Origin of the sequence: Leptothrix sp. (in: b-proteobacteria) (assembly GCF_965250675.1) — a bacterium.
GTDB lineage: Bacteria > Pseudomonadota > Gammaproteobacteria > Burkholderiales > Burkholderiaceae_C > Sphaerotilus.
In genome coordinates this window covers 537,457-556,626 of record NZ_CBDFPH010000008.1, presented here as the reverse complement: position 1 = coordinate 556,626, position 19,170 = coordinate 537,457, and the positions used below count along the sequence as shown (strand labels likewise).

The following is a 19,170-nucleotide window of genomic DNA, read 5'->3' as shown; positions in this document are numbered from 1 at the left end:
TGTCATCAACTTGCGACGGAGACCAGTCTAGGTTTCAGGGCCTCATCGATCAACGTGGAAACGTCAATCGCAGCCATAGTGAAGCTTGTCGGACGGACAAGATCGGCGGTATCAGCGCGCCAGTTCCCGCAGGCGCTGGTGCGCGGCGTTCTCGGCATCCGGCGGCACGCTCTGCCGGGCCTGCAGGTAGCGGTGGCTGTAGACGTCCAGATAGGCTTCGAGCGTTTGCGCCGCGTGCAGGTCGCCGGCCAGCGCGAGGCACAGCGCCGCCACTTCGGAGGTGCAGAAGTGGTGCCCGTGGCTGGAGCGGCGCAGGCGGTAGCGGGACAGCTGCTCGGGCTGCAGGGTCAGCACCGGGAACGGGTTCAGGTAGGGACTTTTGCGGAAGATCTTGCGGGCCTCGGACCAGGTGCCGTCCAGCAGGATGAACAGCGGGCGCAGGCTTGGTGTGGTGTCAGGCCCGGCAGGCATCAACGCGGTCACGACCCGCTCGGGCGCAGCGAATTCGCCCGGAAACACCACATACGGCTGCCACTGCGGATCGGCCAGCAGGGCAAGCAGCGCCGGGTCGACCGCCCGGCGGGACCAGCCGAAGGCGGCGGTGTCGGGCACGACGTCGGCAATCAACCAGCCGGTGTTGCTGGGCTTGAGGGGCTCGAACTCGGCCATGACCAGGCAGACCCCGGCGCGCGTGGGCACCACTGGCAGCAAGGCGCACATGCAGTGGCTGGGGATCAGGCGGCAGCGGGCGCAGCGGTCCTTGTAGGGGTTGCCGCGATCCAGATGAGGCGTGGTGGTGCTGTTCGTCAGACAGGCGGCGCGCAATCTCGATACAGCATGGGGCATGAAGGGCAGTCTAAGCCCCAGCCCGTGGCGGCCAACCCGGAAACGGCGTCACCGTCTGGCGGGGCAGCCTGGCCATGCAGGCGTCGAACAAGGCGCTGTTCAGCCACTGCGCCAGCCAGGCCTGCAGAGCGGGCAGCGGCTGTTGCGCAAACCAGGCCGGCTCCACCGCTGCGAACTGGCGCACGAAGGGGAAGATGGCGATGTCCGTGGCGCAGGACGTGTCGCCGCCCAGGTAAGGGTGCGCCTGCAGGCGCTGCTCCAGCGGTTCGAGCAAGGCGGCCAACGCCTGCTGCCGATGGGCGTCGCGGTCGGCCCCCGCGTAGCGCTCCGGGTATTTGTAGCGGTCGAGGTGGTGCTTGAATTCGCCGTCGTTGTTGGACAGCAGGGCCAGGTTGGCGGGCGTCTGGGCACGGCTCCACCCGTCTTGCGGATCATCCGGCTCAAAAGCCCAGCGCATGACGTCCCAGCTTTGATCCAGCACCCGGCCATCCGGCAACTGCAGCACCGGCACCGTGGCCTTGGGCGACAAGGCCAGCAACGCGGCGGGCTTGTCGCGCAGGACGATCTCGAAGGCGTCGAAGGCGATGCCTGCCACCAGCAGCGCCATGCGCGCACGCATGGCGTACGGGCAGCGGCGATAGGTGTAGAGCAAGGGGGCGGGCAAAGGTGCGGTCATGAAGGTCATCACGAAGTGAGTCGAAAGCCGGGGGCGCCAGCCGAAATGATCCACCAGACGGCACCCGGCTACAGTCCGCGCCATGGCATATGAACTTCATTACTGGCCGACCATTCAGGGTCGTGGCGAATTCGTGCGGCTGGCGCTGGAAGCGGCGGGCGCACCGTACATCGATGTGGCGCGGGGCTCGGAAGAGGCCGGGCAGGGCTTGCCCGCCACGATGCGCTATCTGCAGGGCAGCAAGGTGCCGCACCCGCCCTTTGCGCCGCCCTTCCTGAAGGATGGCGAACTGCTGGTCGGGCAGACGGCGGCGATCCTGCATTACCTGGCGCCACAGCTCAAGCTGGTGGCACGCAGCGAGCAGTCGCGCGTCTGGACGCAGCAGATCCAGCTGACCATCGCCGACATGGTGACCGAGGCGCACGACACGCACCACCCCATCAGCAGCGACCTGTACTACGAGGACCAGAAGCCCGAGGCCCTGCGCCGCGCCCAGTACTTCTGCAGCGCGCGCCTGCCCAAGTACCTGCAGTGGTTCGAGAGCATCGTGACCCGCAACCCGGCCGGGCCGCGCCACCTGGTCGCCGGCAAGCTGAGCTACGCCGACCTGTCGCTGTTCCAGCTGATCGAAGGCCTCAAGTACGCCTTCCCCAGGGCCACGGCCAGCGCGCTGGCCAAGACGCCCGGCGTGGTGCAGTTGCACAAGCGCATCGCCTCGCTGCCCAAGGTGGCGGCCTACCTGCGCAGCGAACGGCGCATTCCGTTCAACGAGCAGGGCATCTTCCGCTGCTACCCGGAGCTCGACATCAGCGGCCCTGCTGCGGCTTGAGGCGCGTCCGCAGGCTCACGCCCCGATCTACCCGCCGGCGCGCCTGACCTTCCAGCCATCGGCCTGCAGGGCGGCGATCACGCGGTCGCAGTGATCGCCCTGCACTTCCAGCACGCCGTCCTTGACCGCGCCGCCCGAGCCGCAGGCGGTCCTGAGCTTTTTGCCCAAAGCGGCCAGCGCCAGCGCATCCAGGCTCAGCCCGCGCACCAGCGTCACCACCTTGCCGCCCCGGCCTTTGGACTCGCGGCTGACACGCACGATGCCATCGCCTGCTGCGGACGTGGCTTTCAACCGGGAACAGATGCACGCCGCCGTGGGCTGGCGGCAGGCGGGGCACATGCGGCCCGCGTCAGTCGAATAGACCAGCCCGCCTGCTCCGGACTTGCGCATGTTCATGCCCCGACTCCCTGCAGCACGTAGCGCACCGCCTGCATCAGCTCCGCCGTATCCGCCACCGCCACGAACGCGATGCCCGCCAGCGCACCGGCCAGATGCGCATCGTGGTTGACCCGCCCGTGCGCCTGCCGTGCGGCGTAATAGCTGTACGCCAGGTACAGCAGCGCGAACAGCGGTGCCGGAATGGGCACCGGAATCGGCAGGATGTAGATCGACGACGAGGGCGTGTAGACGATCGACGCAAACAGCACCGCCAGAATCGCCCCCGACGCGCCCAGGCACTGATAACCCCGGTCACGCCGGTGCTTGTAATAGGTGCCAATGCTGCTCACCAGCAGGCCGAAGGCATAGAGCGCCAGAAACTTGCCCGAACCAATGGCGCGCTCCAGCGGAAACGCAAACGCCCAGAACGAGAAGCCGTTGAAGAACAGGTGCGGCAGATCGGCGTGCAGAAACCCGCTGGTCAGCGGCGTCCAGAACTGCCGCCGTGGCCAGAACCAGTACGGCCGGAACAGGTTGCGCTCGATCAGCACCGGCGCCGCCCACAGCCCGATCAGGCTGGGCACGACGATGGCCGCGAGCAGCAGTGTCGCGGCGGGAGTGGCGGTGAGGTTCAGCAGGGAGTCCAACAACAGGCCCGATCAGGAAGTTTCAACGCAGATGCTTGAGCCGCTTGCCCGCCAGCGCCTGGGCGATGCTCAGGCTGCGGGAGCCGGGCCGCAGCTCGAACGACTGGCCCGCCTGCAGCGTGCCGGGCTGGTCAACCGCCAGGTACCAGCCGCTGTGGCCGGTGCTGACCATGTCCTTGGCGGCCTGGGCGTAGCCCATCACGGCGTTGAACTTGAAGCAGGGCTGGCGCGGCTCGGTCACGCGCAGCACGCAGTCGGGGAAGTGCAGTTCGTCGCCGACCCAGACCTGCTGCTCATCCAGACCGTGCAGCGTCAGGTTCTCGCCCATGAAGCCGGGCGGCAAGGTCTCATCGAACAGGCTCACAGCGCGAGCACGCCGCTGCACCTGCCAGCCGGCGTAGTGCTGCGCCGGGTAGGCGTAGACGGCCTTGTCCAGCCCGCCATGCACGCTCAGGTCCGACTGCTCATCGCCCGCCAGCCCGAGGCGCCCGACCTGCACCGAGCCTGCCACGGGCGATTTGCCGATGGCGGTCATGAACTTGCGACCGTCGATGGTCAGCGGGCGGATGGTGCCGAGGTTGAGGCTGAGGAGCTGCATGGCGGTCAAAGGTGAAAGGGCTTCAGGTCTTGTCGGCTTCGAGCCAGCGCTCCAGCGCCTGCGCCATCAGCGCGTTGATGCCGCCGTCATGGGCGATGGCCGCGTCGCGCACGCGCTTGACCAGATCGGCGGGCAGCCGGCAGGCCAGCGGCACCAGCTTGGCGGCGGCATCACGGGCGCGCTGCTCACGCTTGGCGGCCTCGTCCACCGCGTCGACCGCCGCCGCGCCTTGGCCGAACCGCGGCGGCACGCCCGCCGATTTCATGCGGCCGTCGAGTTTTTTGGCGAGACCTTTGACGAGGTCGGTTTTTTTCATGCTCATGGAGGGGTCTCTTGAAAGAAGTGAGCGCGATTGTGGGTGCAGCGTCAGACGCTCAGAGATCGCCGTCCGGACGGGGCGCCAGCCGCACGTCGGACCAACTGCGCCCGGTCAGCTCGGCCAGCTCGACCGGCGAGAGCGGAAAGACCGAAAACGGCGTGCCCGCCGCCGCCCACACGGTGGCGAAGCTCTGCAGATCTGCGTCCAGCAGCAGCTGCACCGGCTGCGCGTGGCCCAGCGGCGAGACGCCGCCGATGACGTAGCCGGTGGCTTCGCGCACGAAATCGGCATCGGCCCGCGCAATCGCGCTGCCCACCAGCGCCTTGACCTTCTTCTCGCAGACCCGGTTATCGCCGCTGGCCACCACCACCACGGCCTGCCCGTCGACCTTGCGCCGGAACACCACCGACTTGGCGATCTCCGCCACGCTGCACCCGATCGCCGCCGCCGCCTCGGCACTGGTACGGGTCGGCTGGTCAAACTCGACCACCTGCCGATGGCCGAGGCCGGCGTCGGCAAGCAGTTGCTGGATGCGCAGGGCGTTGGGGTGGGAGGCAGGTTTCATGGCGGATCGATGGAAAAACCGTGGAGTCAAGGCGACAGGATGCGGGGCGGAACGCTGCGTTCAGCGCCCCTCACCCCGCCAGCGCCTTGGCAATCTTGTGGCGCGGCACGCGCGTCTTGGGCACGTGGAAGTCAAACCACTGGCGCACGTCTTCGTCGAGGCCGATGCCGTGCATGTAGTTGTAGATCGCTTTCTTGAGGCCGACGCCGAGCGCGTCGTGGTCGACGCCGGTGGGGTCGATGAAGCCGATGTCGTTCTTGGCGAAGCTCACCGGCGGTAGCGGGATCAGCTGCACGCCGTAGTCCTGCGGCGCCTGGCCCACGGGTGAATGCACGGTGCAGGCAAAGCGGTGGAAGAAGCCGCTCTGGATGCAGCCTTGCTCGAACAGCTGGCGCACGTATTCGAGCGCGTCGACCGTGTCCTGCACCGTCTGGGTCGGGAAGCCGTACATCAGGTAGGCGTGCACCAGGATGCCGGCGTCGGTGAAGCCCTTGGTGACGCGCGCGACCTGGTCGATCGAGACGCCCTTCTTCATCAGCGTCAGCAGCCGGTCGCTGGCGACCTCCAGCCCGCCGGAAATCGCGATGCAGCCGCTGTCGGCCAGCTGCTGGCACAGCTCGGGGGTGAAGGTTTTCTCGAAGCGGATGTTGCCCCACCAGCTGATGGCGGTCTGGCGGCGCTGCAGCTCGGCGGCCAGGGCTTTGAGCGACTTGGGCGGCGCGGCTTCGTCAACAAAGTGGAAGCCGGTCTGGCCGGTCTCGGCGACGATGGCCTCGATCCGGTCGACCAGCGTCTCGGCGCTGGCGGCGTCGAAGCGGCTGATGTAGTCCAGGCTCACATCACAGAAGCTGCACTTCTTCCAGTAGCAGCCGTGCGCCACGGTGAGCTTGTTCCAGCGGCCGTCGCTCCACAGCCGGTGCATGGGGTTGAGCATGTCGAGCAGGCTCAGGTAGCGGTCCAGCGGCAGGCCGTCCCAGGTGGGGGTGCCGACGTCCTCGAACGGCACATCGGGCTCGACGAAGTTGGTGTACTTGACGACACCCACGCCGTCCACCTCCACGCGGTGGAAGGTGCGCACCAGCCGCGTGGCCGAGCGCTGGCCTTGCAGGTGCTCCAGCAGCGCCAGCAGCGGGCGCTCGCCGGCGTCGAGCGTCAGGTAGTCGAAGTGGTCGAAGACGCGCACCTCGGTCAGCTCGCGCAACTCGGTGTTGACGTAGCCGCCGCCGAGCGCGGTGACGATGTGCGGGTGCTGCGCCTTGATCGCCTGCGCGATGCGGAAGGCCGCGTAGACCGCGCCCGGAAACGGCACCGACACCAGCACGACGGTGGGCTGGTGGCGCTCGATCGCCGCCAGCGTCAGCTCGCGCAGCAGGTCATCGACGAGGGTGGGCGGCGCGGCCAGCGCGTCGGCCAGCGGGTCGAAGGTGGGCTGGCTCAGCGCCAGGCTTTCGGCGTAGCGCACGAACTCGAAGCGCGGATCGACCGCCTCGCGGATCACGTCGGCCAGGTCGTTGAGGTAGAGCGTCGCCAGGTGACGGGCGTGGTCTTGCGTGCCGAGCGCGCCGAAGGCCCAGGCGAGCGGGTCGCCGCCGTCCGGGTCTTCGTAGACGTCGAGCGACTCGAAGCGCGGACCTTCGGGCAGGAAGGCGCGGCTGCGGATGCGGTGCGCCACCGTCGAGTCGCGGCCCTGCAGAAAGGCCATCGTCGGCGCGATGGTGGCGGCGTAGGCGTCGAAGGCCTCGTCGAACGCATGGGTGCGCGCGGTGCGCTCGGCCACGGGCTGGGCCTGGATGCGCTCGCGCACGGCCTGCAGGCCGTCGCGCGACAGCAGCTTGAGCGCCAGCGCCAGCGCCAGGTCTTCCTGCACCGCCGCGATGCCGCGCGAGCGCAGGAAGCCGGTCAGGTAGGCGGTGGACGGGTACGGGGTGTTGAGCTGCGTCATCGGGGCGATGACGGAGAGGACGCGGACAGGTGTGGACGGCATGGTGACGGTGGCGCTGGAATGGGCTGATTTTCGGCGCTGCGGCTACCCTCGCGCCATGAATCCCTTGCATCCCAAAAAACTGTTGTTGAGCAAATGGACCGCCGTGAAACCGGTGGGCAAGGACAAGCACTTTCTGGTCACCAAGGTGATCGCGCCGGAACTGCCCGAGGGCAGGATCGAGCAGGTCGAGATCGAGGCGGTGATGTCCCGGGCCGCACGGCGCATCGGCTGGCGCGAACTGCAGGACACCGCGCTGTGGCAGCAAGGCTGGGTTTGACGTCGCCGGGCCGGCCGAGCTGATTAAAATACGAGCACTTCAATGCACCGCGACCGCTCGGGTCCCGGTGCATTTTCAACTTCTCCCTCTCTTTTTTCGGGCCGCAGCGTGGCTTACTCCGTCAAGGAAATCTTCTACACCCTGCAAGGCGAAGGCGCCAATGCCGGCCGGCCGGCGGTGTTCTGCCGCTTTGCCGGCTGCAACCTGTGGAGCGGGCGTGAACAGGACCGCGCCACGGCGGTCTGCCAGTTCTGCGACACCGATTTTGTCGGCACCGACGGCACGCTCGGCGGCAAGTACGCCAGCGCCGATGCGCTGGCCGACATCGTCGCCCGCCAGTGGCCGGCCGGCACCACGCCGGGCCTGGTGGTGATGACCGGTGGCGAGCCACTGCTGCAGGTGGACGCGGCGCTGATCGACGCGCTGCACGCGCGCGGCTTCACGCTGGCGGTCGAGACCAACGGCACGATCGCGCCGCCGCCGGGGCTGGACTGGATCTGCGTCAGCCCCAAGGCTGGCAGCACACTGGTGGTGACGCAAGGCCACGAGTTGAAGGTGGTGGTGCCACAGCCCGGGCTGGACCTGGACGCGCTGGCGCTGCTGCCCTTCGAGCACCGCTTCGTGCAGGCGATGGACGGCGTGCTGGCGCGCGACCACGCCCGCCTCGCCATCGACCACTGCCTGCGCGACCCGCGCTGGCGCCTGAGCGTGCAGACCCACAAGGTCATGGGCATCCGCTGACCCCGCACACATGCCGCACGCCGACCGAACCCGACACCCATGAAGTACGAACTGCGCCAACGCTTCTATTTCGAAGCCGCCCACACGCTGCAACGCGCGGTGGACGCCGAACCGAGCCGCCGCATCCACGGCCACACTTATCTGGCCGAGCTGACGCTGTCGGCCGCGCCCGATCCGGACAGCGGCATGGTGGTCGACCTGGGCCACGTGCGCCGCACCATCGAGGTGGTGCGCGACCAGCTCGACCACCGCCTGCTCGATGAGGTCGAAGGCATCGGCCCGGCCACGCTCGAGAACCTGTGCGCCTGGCTGTGGCGCGCGTTCGAGGCGAACTACGGCGACACGCTCGCCGCCGTCGAGATCCGCCGCGACGCCAGCGGCGACGCCTGCCGGCTGTCGCGCTGACGCGGGGTCAGCGGCGCGGTGATCCGCCGCTGGTCACCGCTTGGTCTGCGCCTGTAAGGCCGCCGCCGCAGCGCGCAGCTTGTCTTTCTTGCTGGTGCGCTTGCCCTTGATGCCGCCGGCAGCCTGATCGGCCGAGGCGACTTCCACCGGCTCGAAGCCGGCGATGCGCTCGCGCGGCACGCGCTGGTCCTGGCGCTTCTCGATCAGGCGGAAGTGGGCTTCGGTGTCGGCGCTGATGAAGCTCACCGCCTGGCCCGGCGCGCCGGCGCGGCCGGTGCGGCCGATGCGGTGGGTGTAGTCGTCGGCCGAGCGCGGCAGGTCGTAATTGACCACCACCGGCAGGCGCGGAATGTCGATGCCGCGCGCGGCCACGTCGGTGGCCACCAGCACCTGCAGGCGACGGGTGCGGAAGGCTTCCAGCACATCATTGCGCGTGCCCTGGCTCAGCTCGCCATGCAGCGCCGCCGCGCGCACGCCGGCACGGCCGAGCTTGTGCGTCAGCAGCTCGGTGGCGTAGCGCGTGGCCACGAACACCAGCGCCTGCTCCCAGCCCGGCTGCGCCAGCAGCTGGCGCAGCAGCGCGGTGCGGCGCGGCGTGTCGACCTCGATGGCGCGCTGGCTGATGTCGGGCGTGCCAACGGCTTCGGCCTGCAGCTCGATCCGCACGGGTTCGTGCAGCAGCTCGTCGGCGAGCGCCTGCACCGCAGCGGGAAAAGTGGCCGAGAAGAACAGGTTCTGGTGACGCGCCGGCAGCAGCGCACGGATGCGCGTCAGCTCGTCCGAGAAACCCAGGTCGAGCAGGCGGTCGGCCTCGTCCAGCACCAGCGTGGTGATGGCGTTGAGCTGCAGTGCGTTGTGGTCGATCAGGTCGAGCAGGCGGCCGGGCGTGGCCACCACCACCTCGGCGCCGCCGCGCAGATCCATCATCTGCGGGTTGATGGAGACGCCGCCGAACACCACCGACACGCGCGGCGGCTCGCTCAGGAAACGCGCCAGGTCGTTGATGACCTTGCCGACCTGCAGCGCCAGCTCGCGCGTAGGCACCAGCACCAACGCCTGCGTGCGGCGGCGCCACGGGCCGAAGCACGGCTGCAGGCGCTGCAGCAGCGGCAGCACGAAGGCCACCGTCTTGCCCGAGCCGGTCTGCGCCGTGCCGAGCACGTCGTCGCCACGCAGGATGGCGGGAATGGCCTGGGCCTGGATGGGCGTGGGCGTCGAAAACCCTTGAGCGTTGACGGCGTGGACCAGGGCCGGCGTCAGGCCGAGCGGAGCAAAAGACATGAGGTTCCAGTGGCGCAAGGCCGGTCAGAGAAGCGTTCGATTGTCGCGGAGCGGGCCCATCTCAGCCGGCCTGCGCCAGCCAGCGCGTGTAGATGTGGTCGGCCACCTGCTGGCTGGTGCGCAGAAAACGGGCGGTGTCGGCGCGGATGGCGGCCTCGTCCTGCGCCTCGGCGGCGGCATCGCCCGCCCAGCGGTCGAGCTTCTCGTCATCCACCTCGATGTGGAACTGCATGCCCAGGTGCGGCCCGATCGCAAAGGCCTGGTTCGCACAGGAGGCGTTGCCGGCGATGCGCGTCGCGCCGGCCGGCAGCGCAAAGGTCTGGTAGTGCCACTGGAAGGCGGGGAATGTGGCATGGGCCCGGTCGTCTGACTCGGCGGCCACCTCGCCCAGCCAGGCCCGCGCCAGCGGGTGGTCGACGGGCGTGACGCGGCTCCAGCCGATCTCGGGCACCGGGTTGTCGGTGGTGACGGCGTCCAGCGCCCGGGCCAGCATCTGGCCGCCCAGGCAGTGGCCCAGCACGGGCACGCCGTGCGCCACGGCATCGCGCAGCAACTGCTCGGCACGCCGTAGGAAATGCAGATCGTCATTGACGCTCATGGCGCCGCCCAGCATGGCGATGGCGCGCCAGCGGCGTGCCTCCAGTGGCACCAGGCAACCCGCCTCGACGCTGCAGACCTCGAAGGCCACGCCGCGCTCGCGCAGCCAGGTGGCCAGATAGGCCGGACCGTCGTTGGCCTGCGGCTGCAGGATCAACACAGGGAGGTTCGATGTGACAGGGGTCATGGGTGCGCGCCGGAAAAACGCCTGATCATGCACTCAAGGCGTTGATGACATTTGTAATCAAGACCCGCCGCGCTGAAACCTCAAGGTAATACGCCGGCCGGAAATTAGATCTTGCACCGATGCAGCACGTGCCATGACGGCCGTCAAGTCAACGCATCGGGCGATGGGGCCTCAGCGCTCCGGAAAGGTCAAGATCATGAACACCCGTCACCACTTACGCGCTGCCCGACTCGGACTGGTTGCTGCCCTCTTGCTGGGCGGGGCCGGTATGGCAACAGCCGGCGATGTCACGGAGCAGGCTGCACACCGGATCAGCATCGGCAGCAGCCAGACCGATGTCCGCAGCCAATTGGGCGAGCCACTGAAGCAAATGACGCCGCTGTTCTCCGGCGGCAATGCCTGGCTCTATTACGTCGAAGGCAGCACGCCGGGCGAAGAACGCGCGGTGCAGGTCATCTTCGATGCCGGCGGCATGGTCAAGTCCACGCACATCGTGGATGCGAGCCAGTTCGCACTCGACCGTTACCACTCGGACGACAGAGACTGAGCCACGCGCCTGAGCGCGTGCCGGGTTCGTCGCTCAGGCGGCGGATTCGGTCAGCAGGTTGAAGTGCTCGACCAGCGGCGGCGCCGCGAAGAACGGCCCGACGATGGCGCGCCAGTCGGCAAACGCGGGCGACTGGCGGAAGCCGTCGTTGTGCGCTTCGATCGACGTCCACCAGATCTGCAGCACATAGCGCTCGGGCGACTCGACGCCCTTGTGCACCTTGTGGGCGATGTAGCCGGCGTCTTTGGCAATCACGGTTTCCAGGCCACGCTGGATGGCGGCGTCGAATTCAGCCTGGCGACCGGGCTGGATGCGGATTTCAGCGATTTCGAGAATCATCGACAAGTTCCTGTGGACAAAGAGAAGAGAGCGTTGGAAACAGACGTGGCATCGTAGCGGCGCCGGGCCTGCCATGAGCGTCAGGGGGCTGCCACCTAAAATGCGTCGATGGCCATCCGCTCCACCATCTACAAAGCCGAGCTGTCGGTCGCTGACATCGACCGCAGCTACTACGCCGATCACAACCTGACGCTCGCGCGCCACCCCTCGGAGACCGAGGAACGCCTGATGGTGCGCATCCTCGCCTTCGCGCTGAACGCCCACGAGCGCCTGACGCTCGCCGGCGACATCTCCACCGACGACGAGCCCGCGCTCTGGCGGCTCGACGACACCGGCGTCATCAAGCAATGGATCGAAGTCGGCCTGCCCGACGAACGCGTGCTGCGCAAGGCCTGTGGCCGCGCCGATGACGTCGTGCTGCTGGCCTACGGTGCCCGCAAGGCCGAAGCCTGGTGGGCCGACAACAAGAACACGCTGGTCCGCCACCGCAACCTGAGCGTGAGCTTTCTGCCCGAAGAGCAGTGCATCGCGCTGGCCGCCCTGGCCGAGCGCTCGATGCGCCTGAGCTTCACGATCCAGGACGGCGAGATTCTGGTCGGCGGCGCCAAAGGCACCGTGACCATCGTGCCGGTGCGCTGGCAGGTGCCGCAGCCGGGGTATTGAGCTGTCGTTGCCGCGCGGGCGGGAATGACACGGCCTGGACGACAGCGGCGACAATCGCGCTCTTTGCCGCCGGCTCGCCCCGCGCCTGCGGCCACACGCCGCCTTCAGGCCGCCTGAGCACCCCATGAGCACCGATATCCAAGACACCTCCCTGTCGCCGCTGGCGCGCGACATCCAGCGCCGCCGCACCTTCGCGATCATTTCCCACCCCGACGCCGGCAAGACCACGCTGACCGAGAAACTGCTGCTGTTCTCGGGCGCGATCCAGATCGCCGGCTCGGTCAAGGCGCGCAAGGCGAGCCGCCACGCCACGTCCGACTGGATGGAGATCGAGAAGCAGCGCGGCATCTCGGTGGCCTCGTCGGTGATGCAGATGGAATACGGCGACTGCGTCATCAACCTGCTCGACACCCCCGGCCACCAGGATTTCAGCGAAGACACCTACCGCGTGCTGACGGCGGTGGATGCGGCGCTGATGGTGGTGGACGCCGCCAACGGCGTCGAGGAACAGACGCTGCGCCTGCTGAAGGTCTGCCGGGCGCGCAACACGCCGATCATCACCTTCGTCAACAAGATGGACCGCGAGGTGAAGGAGCCGCTGGCGCTGCTGGATGAGATCGAGCAGACGCTGGGCATGAGCCTGGTGCCGATGACCTGGCCCGTGGGCATGGGCAAGAGTTTCCGCGGCGTGATGGACCTGACGCACGACCGCATGCGTGTCTTCAAGGCCGGCGCCGACAAGATGGAAAACGCCGGCGACGAGGTGGTCGAGGGCCTCGACAACCCGGTGCTGGCCGAGCGCTACGGGCTGGACTTCGAGAACGCCTCCGGCGAGCTGGAACTGCTGCGCGAGGCCACGCCCGCGCTGGACCGCGATGCCTTCCTGGCCGGCCAGCAGTCGCCGCTGTTCTTCGGCTCGGCGGTCAACAACTTCGGCGTGCAGGAAATCCTGGACGCGCTGGTGGTGCTGGCACCGCAGCCCGGCGCGCGTCAGGCGCAGGAGCGCGTGGTGCAGCCGACCGAGCCCAAGTTCACCGGCGTGGTGTTCAAGGTGCAGGCCAACATGGACCCGGCGCACCGCGACCGCATCGCCTTCGTGCGCGTCAGCTCAGGCCGCTTCACCCGCGGCATGCGGCTCAAGGTGGTGCGCACCGGCAAGGAAATGCGGCCGCAGACGGTGGTGAGCTTCCTGTCGCAGCGGCGCGAGCTGGTCGACGATGCGGTGGCGGGCGACATCATCGGCATCCCGAACCACGGCGTGCTGCAGCTCGGCGACACGCTGACCGAGGGCGAGCTGCTGCACTACACCGGGCTGCCCTTCTTCGCGCCCGAGAGCTTCCGCACCGTCGAGCTGCGCGACCCGCTGCGCAGCAAGCAGTTGCGCCAGGGCCTGCAGCAGCTGGGCGAGGAAGGCGCGATCCAGGTCTTCAACCCGGTGGCCGGCGGCTCGCTGATGCTGGGCGCGATCGGCCAGCTGCAGTTCGAGGTGGTGCTGCACCGCCTGAAGGGCGAATACGGTGTCGAGGCGCGGCTGGACCCGTGCCGCTTCTCGATCGCACGCTGGATCACCAGCAGCGACGAGAACAAGCTGAAGAAGTTCATCGACTCCGAGCCGATGCGCATCGCCTACGACGTGGTCGGCGCGCCGGCCTTCATGGTGCAGTACAGCTCAGACCTGCGCGTGACGCAGGAGCGCGTGCCCGACATCCAGTTCCACTCGATGCGCGAGCACTCGGGCCGGGTGTTCAACGCGGCGCCGTCGCTCTGACGCGCTGAATCAGGCGACCTCGGCGCCCTCGCCCGCCGACCAGATCTCGTGCCAGGTGGGCGCGTCGAGCCGCAGCGTCAATGCGGCCAGCGCCTCGTCCAGCGCCGCCATGCGCTGGCTGCCAACGATGGGTTGGGGCCGGCTCGGGTGGCGCAACAGCCAGGCGTAGGCCACGGTGGCGGGCGCAACGCCGTGCTCGACTGCCACGCGCTGCAACACGGTGCGCACGCGCAGCGCGTCGGGCGCATCACCGTTCAGCAGACGCCCGCCGGCTAGCGGCGACCAGATCATCGGGCGCAGCTGGCGGCCCAGCAGCTGGTCGAGCGTGCCGTCGTGCAACGGCGCGCGATGCAGCGGGTGCAGCTCGATCTGGTTGGTCGCCAGCGGAATCGTTGCGTCCAGCAGCTCGAACTGCGACGGCGTGAAGTTGCTGACGCCAAAGGCGCGCACCTTGCCCGCAGCCTGCAGGCGCTGGAAGGCGTCGGCGACCTCGGCCGGATCGAGCAACGGGTCGGGCCGGTGGATCAGCAGCAGGTCGAGGTGATCGACGCCGAGCTGGTGCAGGCTGTGGTCGACGCTGGCGGTGAGGTGCGCGGCCGAGGTGTCGTAGGCCTTGAGCCGGTGCTGCGGGCGGTTGGGGTGCAGCAGCTGAATGCCGCACTTGCTGACCAGTTGCATGCGCTGGCGCAGGCCGGGCGCCAGGGCGAGGGCTTCGCCGAACAAGGCTTCCACGGTGTAGCCGCCGTAGATGTCGGCATGGTCGAAGGTGGTGACGCCGCGATCCAGGCACTGCTCGATCCAGCGCAGGCGCTGCTGCGGGGTCGAGCCGCCCTCGCCCAGGCGCATGCAGCCGGCGACGATGGGCGAGAAGTTCAGGGTGGAAGTCATGGCCGGCGCGTCAGGGTGAGAGCTGTTCAGCGCGGCAGCGGGTAGCTGCCGGGCACGAGGATGGATTTGTCGACGCCGGTCAACCGGGTGTGGCCGCAGAACGCCATGGTCACATCCAGTTCCTTGTGGATGATCTGCAGCGCCTTGGTGACGCCGGCCTCGCCCATCGCGCCCAGGCCGTAGACCATGGCGCGGCCGATCATCGTGCCGCGGGCGCCCAGGGCCCAGGCCTTCAGTACGTCCTGGCCGCTGCGGATGCCGCCGTCCATCCAGACCTCGATCTGGTCGCCGACCGCCTCGACGATCGCCGGCAGCGCTTCGATGCTGGACAGCGCGCCGTCCAGTTGGCGGCCACCGTGGTTGCTGACGACGATGGCGTCAGCGCCGCTGGCCACCGCGAGCTTGGCGTCCTCGACTTCCATGATGCCCTTGAGGATCAGCTTGCCACCCCAGCGCTCTTTCACCCAGGCGATGTCGGCCCACGACAGGCTGGGGTCGAACTGCTCGTTGGTCCAGGCCGACAGCGAGCGCATGTTGCTCACGCCCTTCACATGGCCGACCAGGTTGCGGAAGGTGTGGCGCTTGGTGCCGGCCATGCCGAGGCACCAGCGCGGCTTGGTCATCAGGTTGACGATGTTCTTCAGCGTGGGCGACGGCGGCGCGGTCAGGCCGTTCTTCAGGTCCTTGTGGCGCTGGCCGATGACCTGCAGGTCGAGCGTCAGCACCAGCGCGCTGCACTTGGCGGCGCGCACGCGCTCGATCATGTTGGCCATGGCCTGGCGGTCGCGCATCATGTAGAGCTGGAACCAGAACGGCGCGGTAGTGTGCTGCGCGATGTCCTCGATCGAGCAGATGCTCATGGTCGACAGCGTGAACGGGATGCCGAACTTCTCGGCCGCGCGGGCGGCGTGGATCTCGCCGTCGGCGTGCTGCATGCCGGTCAGGCCGACCGGGGCGATCGCCACCGGCATCCTGGCGTCGATGCCGATCATCTTGACGGCGGTGCTGCGGTTCTCCATGTTGACCGCCACGCGCTGGCGCAGCTTGATTTTCTGGAACTCGCTCTCGTTGGCGCGGTAGGTGCCCTCGGTCCACGAGCCGGAGTCGGCGTAGTCGTAGAACATGCGCGGCACGCGCCGCTCGGCCAGGGCGCGCAGGTCTTCGATGTTCGTGATGACGGGCATGGCTTGTCTCCTCATTTTTCGCAGCCTGTGATGCTAACGCGATGCGGTTATACTCTTGGGCTTTTCCGCCTGTGGCGCCATGAGTCTGGTCTGAGTCGGGCAGTGCCTGCGGATGTCTTCGTGACATCGCGCAGGCTTTGTTGCTTTCAGTGCGAATCTGGCAGCCGCCAAGCGGTGAAGAATCAACGTAACTTCAAACGGGAACAAGTTACCCATGCCCACCATCAATCAGCTCGTGCGCCACGGCCGTGAAGTCGAAGTCACGAAGTCCAAGTCGCCTGCGATGCAGAACTGCCCGCAGCGCCGCGGCGTTTGCACTCGCGTCTACACCACCACGCCCAAGAAGCCGAACTCGGCTCTGCGCAAGGTCGCCAAGGTGCGCCTGACCAACGGTTTCGAGGTCATCTCGTACATCGGCGGTGAAGGCCACAACCTGCAGGAACACAGTGTCGTGCTCGTGCGCGGCGGCCGTGTCAAGGACTTGCCGGGTGTGCGTTATCACATCGTGCGCGGTTCGCTCGACCTGCAAGGCGTCAAGGATCGCAAGCAATCGCGCTCCAAGTACGGTGCCAAGCGCCCGAAGAAGTGATCTGATCCACTGATCAGGTCATTGCCTCGTCACCACCCGCCCTCAGGCTGAAGGTTGACGAATCCAGTGACAGCAGCCGAGTCGCAAAGCGAATCACCGCCGCTGTCGAGTAAGTGGATGTCCAGGCTGTGAGTGACATCCGAGGCCGCCAGCGCACTTCAAGTGCCGGTAGCCAACTGAAGCCCCGAAAGGAATTGAAATGCCACGTCGTCGCGAAGTCCCCAAGCGGGACATCCTGCCTGATCCCAAGTTCGGTTCAGTCGATCTGTCCAAGTTCATGAACGTCGTCATGGAATCGGGCAAGAAGGCCGTTGCAGAGCGCATCATTTACGGTGCCCTGGAACAGGTCGAGAAGAAGTCGGGCAAAGACCCGATGGAAATCTTCCTGACCGCGCTGAACAACGTCAAGCCCATGGTCGAAGTGAAGTCACGCCGCGTCGGTGGTGCGAACTACCAAGTTCCCGTGGAAGTTCGCCCCATCCGTCGCGTGGCCCTGGCCATGCGTTGGCTGAAGGAATCGGCCCGCAAGCGCAGCGAGAAGTCCATGGCCCAGCGCCTGGCCAACGAACTGCTGGAGGCCTTCGAAGGTCGCGGCGGCGCGATGAAGAAGCGCGACGAAGTGCACCGCATGGCTGAAGCCAACAAGGCGTTCTCGCACTTCCGTTTCTAATCCAGGTCTACCCGACCTCGAACCTCTTGGCTGCCCTATCCGGTCCGATCGACCGCATGGGGCATTCTTTGTATTTGGAGTGACACCATGGCCCGTCAGACCCCCATCGAGCGATACCGCAACATCGGTATCTCGGCTCACATCGATGCCGGCAAAACCACCACGACCGAACGGATCCTGTTCTACACGGGCGTGAACCACAAGATCGGTGAAGTCCATGATGGCGCGGCCACCATGGACTGGATGGAGCAGGAACAAGAGCGCGGCATCACGATCACGTCGGCTGCCACGACCTGCTTCTGGAAGGGCATGGACCGTTCGCTGCCCGAACACCGCATCAACATCATCGACACCCCCGGACACGTCGACTTCACGATTGAAGTCGAGCGTTCGATGCGCGTGCTCGACGGTGCCTGCATGGTCTATTGCGCCGTGGGTGGCGTGCAGCCGCAGTCGGAAACCGTCTGGCGCCAGGCCAACAAGTACCGCGTGCCGCGTCTGGCCTTCGTCAACAAGATGGACCGCACGGGCGCCAACTTCTTCAAGGTCTACGACCAGATGAAGCTGCGCCTGAAGGCCAACCCGGTGCCGATCGTCATCCCCATCGGCGCTGAAGAAAACTTCAAGGGCGTGATCGACCTCATCAAGATGAAGGCGATCTTCTGGGACGAAGCGTCCCAGGGCATGAAGTTCACCTACGAAGAAATTCCGGCCGACCTGCTCGCGCAGGCACAGGAATGGCGCGAAAAGCTGGTCGAGTCGGCGGCTGAAGCCAACGAAGACCTGATGAACAAGTACCTCGAAACCGGTGAACTCACCGAAGAAGAGATCAACCTGGCCATCCGCACCCGCACCATCGCCGCTGAAATCCAGCCGATGTTCTGCGGCACCGCCTTCAAGAACAAGGGCGTGCAGCGCATGCTCGACGGCATCATCGACTTCATGCCGTCGCCGATCGACATCCCGCCGGTGCCGGGCACCGACGACGACGAGCAGCCGACCACGCGTCGCGCCGCCGACGACGAGAAGTTCGCTGCGCTGGCCTTCAAGCTGATGACCGACCCGTTCGTCGGCCAGCTGACCTTCGTTCGCGTGTACTCGGGCGTGCTGGCTTCCGGCTCGACCGTCTACAACCCGATCAAGGGCAAGAAGGAACGCATCGGCCGCATCCTGCAGATGCACGCCAACCAGCGTGAAGAAATCAAGGAAATTCTGGCCGGCGACATCGCCGCCTGCGTGGGCTTGAAGGACGTGACCACGGGCGAAACCCTGTGCGATCCGGAATCGATCATCACGCTTGAGAAGATGGTCTTCCCGGAGCCGGTGATCTCGCAGGCTGTCGAGCCCAAGACCAAGGCCGACCAGGAAAAGATGGGTATCGCGCTGGGCCGTCTGGCTGCAGAAGATCCGTCGTTCCGCGTGCGCACCGATGAAGAATCGGGCCAGACCATCATCTCGGGCATGGGCGAGCTGCACCTGGAAATCATCGTCGATCGCATGAAGCGCGAATTCGGCGTGGAAGCCAACGTCGGCAAGCCGCAAGTGGCCTACCGCGAAACCATCCGCAAGGCCGTCGAGAACATCGAAGGCAAGTTCGTGCGCCAGTCCGGCGGCAAGGGCCAGTACGGCCACGTCGTGCTGAAGATCGAGCCGCAAGAAGCCGGCAAGGGCTTCGAGTTCGTCGACGCCATCAAGGGCGGTGTGGTTCCCCGTGAATTCATCCCCGCGGTGGAAAAGGGCCTGATCGACACGCTGCCGAACGGCGTGATGGCCGGCTTCCCGATGGTCGACATCAAGGTCAGCCTGACCTTCGGTTCGTACCACGAAGTGGACTCGAACGAAAACGCCTTCAAGATGGCCGCGTCCATCGGTTTCAAGGACGGTTGCCGCCAGGCCAGCCCGGTCATCCTTGAGCCGATGATGGCCGTGGAAGTCGAGACGCCTGAAGACTACGCCGGCACGGTGATGGGCGATCTGTCCAGCCGCCGCGGCATGGTCCAGGGCATGGACGACATGGTCGGCGGTGGCAAGGTCATCAAGGCCGAAGTGCCGCTGTCGGAAATGTTCGGCTACTCGACCACGCTGCGCTCGGCCACGCAAGGCCGCGCCACGTACACGATGGAGTTCAAGCACTACAGCGAAGCTCCGAAGAACGTGGCTGACGCGATCATCACCGCGCGCGCCAAGTAAGA

General features: G+C 67.0%; 23 protein-coding genes. 10 read left to right on the top strand and 13 right to left on the bottom strand.

Features of this window, described 5'->3' with window-relative positions:
* Positions 1-111: 111 nt before the first annotated feature.
* Positions 112-846 carry a tRNA-uridine aminocarboxypropyltransferase gene (locus AC5IG3_RS11910; protein ID WP_491906507.1) on the bottom strand — a complete coding sequence of 245 codons (735 nt, stop codon included), beginning with the start codon at positions 844-846 and terminating at the stop codon, positions 112-114.
* Between the two features lie 10 nt (positions 847-856).
* Positions 857-1,522, bottom strand: coding sequence for a glutathione S-transferase (locus AC5IG3_RS11905; RefSeq protein ID WP_491906506.1), 666 nt, complete (start codon positions 1,520-1,522; stop codon positions 857-859).
* A gap of 82 nt (positions 1,523-1,604) precedes the next feature.
* Between AC5IG3_RS11905 and AC5IG3_RS11900 the strand changes: the two genes are divergently transcribed.
* Positions 1,605-2,351: a glutathione S-transferase gene (locus tag AC5IG3_RS11900; protein ID WP_491906505.1), complete on the top strand. Its 747-nt coding sequence runs from the start codon at positions 1,605-1,607 to the stop codon at positions 2,349-2,351.
* A gap of 27 nt (positions 2,352-2,378) precedes the next feature.
* On the opposite strand, the gene AC5IG3_RS11895 is transcribed toward AC5IG3_RS11900, so the two are convergent.
* The 6 genes from AC5IG3_RS11895 to AC5IG3_RS11870 all read right to left on the bottom strand — a co-directional run bounded on the left by AC5IG3_RS11895 (position 2,379) and on the right by AC5IG3_RS11870 (position 6,842).
* Positions 2,379-2,741 (bottom strand): translation initiation factor Sui1, encoded by a 363-nt coding sequence (locus AC5IG3_RS11895; RefSeq protein WP_491906785.1) that lies wholly within the window; start codon positions 2,739-2,741, stop codon positions 2,379-2,381.
* A gap of 2 nt (positions 2,742-2,743) precedes the next feature.
* Positions 2,744-3,376, bottom strand: a complete 633-nt coding sequence (locus AC5IG3_RS11890; protein WP_491906504.1) for a rhomboid family intramembrane serine protease — start codon at positions 3,374-3,376, stop codon at positions 2,744-2,746.
* Positions 3,377-3,398: 22 nt separating this feature from the next.
* Positions 3,399-3,974, bottom strand: coding sequence for an MOSC domain-containing protein (locus AC5IG3_RS11885; RefSeq protein WP_491906503.1), 576 nt, complete (start codon positions 3,972-3,974; stop codon positions 3,399-3,401).
* 22 nt (positions 3,975-3,996) lie between these two features.
* Positions 3,997-4,296: a hypothetical protein gene (locus AC5IG3_RS11880; RefSeq protein ID WP_491906502.1), complete on the bottom strand. Its 300-nt coding sequence runs from the start codon at positions 4,294-4,296 to the stop codon at positions 3,997-3,999.
* A gap of 52 nt (positions 4,297-4,348) precedes the next feature.
* Positions 4,349-4,858 carry a YbaK/EbsC family protein gene (locus tag AC5IG3_RS11875; protein WP_491906501.1) on the bottom strand — a complete coding sequence of 170 codons (510 nt, stop codon included), beginning with the start codon at positions 4,856-4,858 and terminating at the stop codon, positions 4,349-4,351.
* A gap of 70 nt (positions 4,859-4,928) precedes the next feature.
* Positions 4,929-6,842, bottom strand: a complete 1,914-nt coding sequence (locus AC5IG3_RS11870) for a B12-binding domain-containing radical SAM protein (RefSeq protein WP_491906500.1) — start codon at positions 6,840-6,842, stop codon at positions 4,929-4,931.
* Between AC5IG3_RS11870 and AC5IG3_RS11865 the strand changes: the two genes are divergently transcribed.
* The 3 genes from AC5IG3_RS11865 to AC5IG3_RS11855 all read left to right on the top strand — a co-directional run bounded on the left by AC5IG3_RS11865 (position 6,841) and on the right by AC5IG3_RS11855 (position 8,265).
* A complete protein-coding gene (locus tag AC5IG3_RS11865; protein ID WP_491906784.1) occupies positions 6,841-7,119 on the top strand; it encodes a TIGR02450 family Trp-rich protein in 279 nt (92 codons plus the stop codon). The two genes, AC5IG3_RS11870 and AC5IG3_RS11865, sit on opposite strands and share 2 nt — an antisense overlap.
* 108 nt (positions 7,120-7,227) lie before the next feature.
* Positions 7,228-7,860 (top strand): 7-carboxy-7-deazaguanine synthase, encoded by a 633-nt coding sequence (gene queE / locus AC5IG3_RS11860; protein WP_491906499.1) that lies wholly within the window; start codon positions 7,228-7,230, stop codon positions 7,858-7,860.
* Between the two features lie 39 nt (positions 7,861-7,899).
* On the top strand, positions 7,900-8,265 hold the full coding sequence (locus AC5IG3_RS11855; RefSeq protein ID WP_491906498.1) for a 6-pyruvoyl trahydropterin synthase family protein: 366 nt from the start codon (positions 7,900-7,902) through the stop codon (positions 8,263-8,265).
* Between the two features lie 33 nt (positions 8,266-8,298).
* Here the strand turns inward: AC5IG3_RS11855 and AC5IG3_RS11850 are convergent, their stop codons facing one another.
* Both AC5IG3_RS11850 and AC5IG3_RS11845 read right to left on the bottom strand, forming a co-directional pair.
* Complete coding sequence (locus tag AC5IG3_RS11850; protein WP_491906497.1) at positions 8,299-9,546, bottom strand: DEAD/DEAH box helicase; 1,248 nt, start codon at positions 9,544-9,546, stop codon at positions 8,299-8,301.
* Positions 9,547-9,607: 61 nt separating this feature from the next.
* The gene (locus AC5IG3_RS11845) at positions 9,608-10,330 is read right to left on the bottom strand and encodes a type 1 glutamine amidotransferase (RefSeq protein WP_491906496.1); all 723 of its coding nucleotides are present in this window, start codon (positions 10,328-10,330) and stop codon (positions 9,608-9,610) included.
* Between the two features lie 133 nt (positions 10,331-10,463).
* Here AC5IG3_RS11845 and bamE point away from each other — a divergent pair, with 133 nt between their 5' ends.
* Positions 10,464-10,877, top strand: a complete 414-nt coding sequence (bamE, locus tag AC5IG3_RS11840) for an outer membrane protein assembly factor BamE domain-containing protein (protein WP_491906495.1) — start codon at positions 10,464-10,466, stop codon at positions 10,875-10,877.
* Between the two features lie 33 nt (positions 10,878-10,910).
* Here bamE and AC5IG3_RS11835 read toward each other — a convergent pair whose 3' ends face one another.
* Positions 10,911-11,216 (bottom strand): antibiotic biosynthesis monooxygenase family protein, encoded by a 306-nt coding sequence (locus AC5IG3_RS11835; RefSeq protein WP_491906494.1) that lies wholly within the window; start codon positions 11,214-11,216, stop codon positions 10,911-10,913.
* Positions 11,217-11,324: 108 nt separating this feature from the next.
* Between AC5IG3_RS11835 and AC5IG3_RS11830 the strand changes: the two genes are divergently transcribed.
* Positions 11,325-11,879, top strand: coding sequence for a YaeQ family protein (locus AC5IG3_RS11830; protein WP_491906493.1), 555 nt, complete (start codon positions 11,325-11,327; stop codon positions 11,877-11,879).
* A gap of 124 nt (positions 11,880-12,003) precedes the next feature.
* Positions 12,004-13,647 (top strand): peptide chain release factor 3, encoded by a 1,644-nt coding sequence (locus AC5IG3_RS11825; protein WP_491906492.1) that lies wholly within the window; start codon positions 12,004-12,006, stop codon positions 13,645-13,647.
* A 9-nt stretch (positions 13,648-13,656) separates the two neighbouring features.
* On the opposite strand, the gene AC5IG3_RS11820 is transcribed toward AC5IG3_RS11825, so the two are convergent.
* Entirely contained in the window at positions 13,657-14,535 is an 879-nt protein-coding gene (locus tag AC5IG3_RS11820; RefSeq protein WP_491906491.1) for an aldo/keto reductase, read from the bottom strand.
* A gap of 26 nt (positions 14,536-14,561) precedes the next feature.
* The gene (locus tag AC5IG3_RS11815; RefSeq protein ID WP_491906490.1) at positions 14,562-15,719 is read right to left on the bottom strand and encodes an alpha-hydroxy acid oxidase; all 1,158 of its coding nucleotides are present in this window, start codon (positions 15,717-15,719) and stop codon (positions 14,562-14,564) included.
* Between the two features lie 214 nt (positions 15,720-15,933).
* Here AC5IG3_RS11815 and rpsL point away from each other — a divergent pair, with 214 nt between their 5' ends.
* The 3 genes from rpsL to fusA all read left to right on the top strand — a co-directional run bounded on the left by rpsL (position 15,934) and on the right by fusA (position 19,168).
* Positions 15,934-16,308, top strand: a complete 375-nt coding sequence (gene rpsL, locus AC5IG3_RS11810) for a 30S ribosomal protein S12 (protein ID WP_089416226.1) — start codon at positions 15,934-15,936, stop codon at positions 16,306-16,308.
* 199 nt (positions 16,309-16,507) lie between these two features.
* Positions 16,508-16,978, top strand: a complete 471-nt coding sequence (rpsG, locus tag AC5IG3_RS11805) for a 30S ribosomal protein S7 (RefSeq protein WP_491906489.1) — start codon at positions 16,508-16,510, stop codon at positions 16,976-16,978.
* An 87-nt stretch (positions 16,979-17,065) separates the two neighbouring features.
* Complete coding sequence (gene fusA, locus AC5IG3_RS11800; RefSeq protein WP_491906488.1) at positions 17,066-19,168, top strand: elongation factor G; 2,103 nt, start codon at positions 17,066-17,068, stop codon at positions 19,166-19,168.
* The last annotated feature ends 2 nt before the right edge of the window (positions 19,169-19,170 follow it).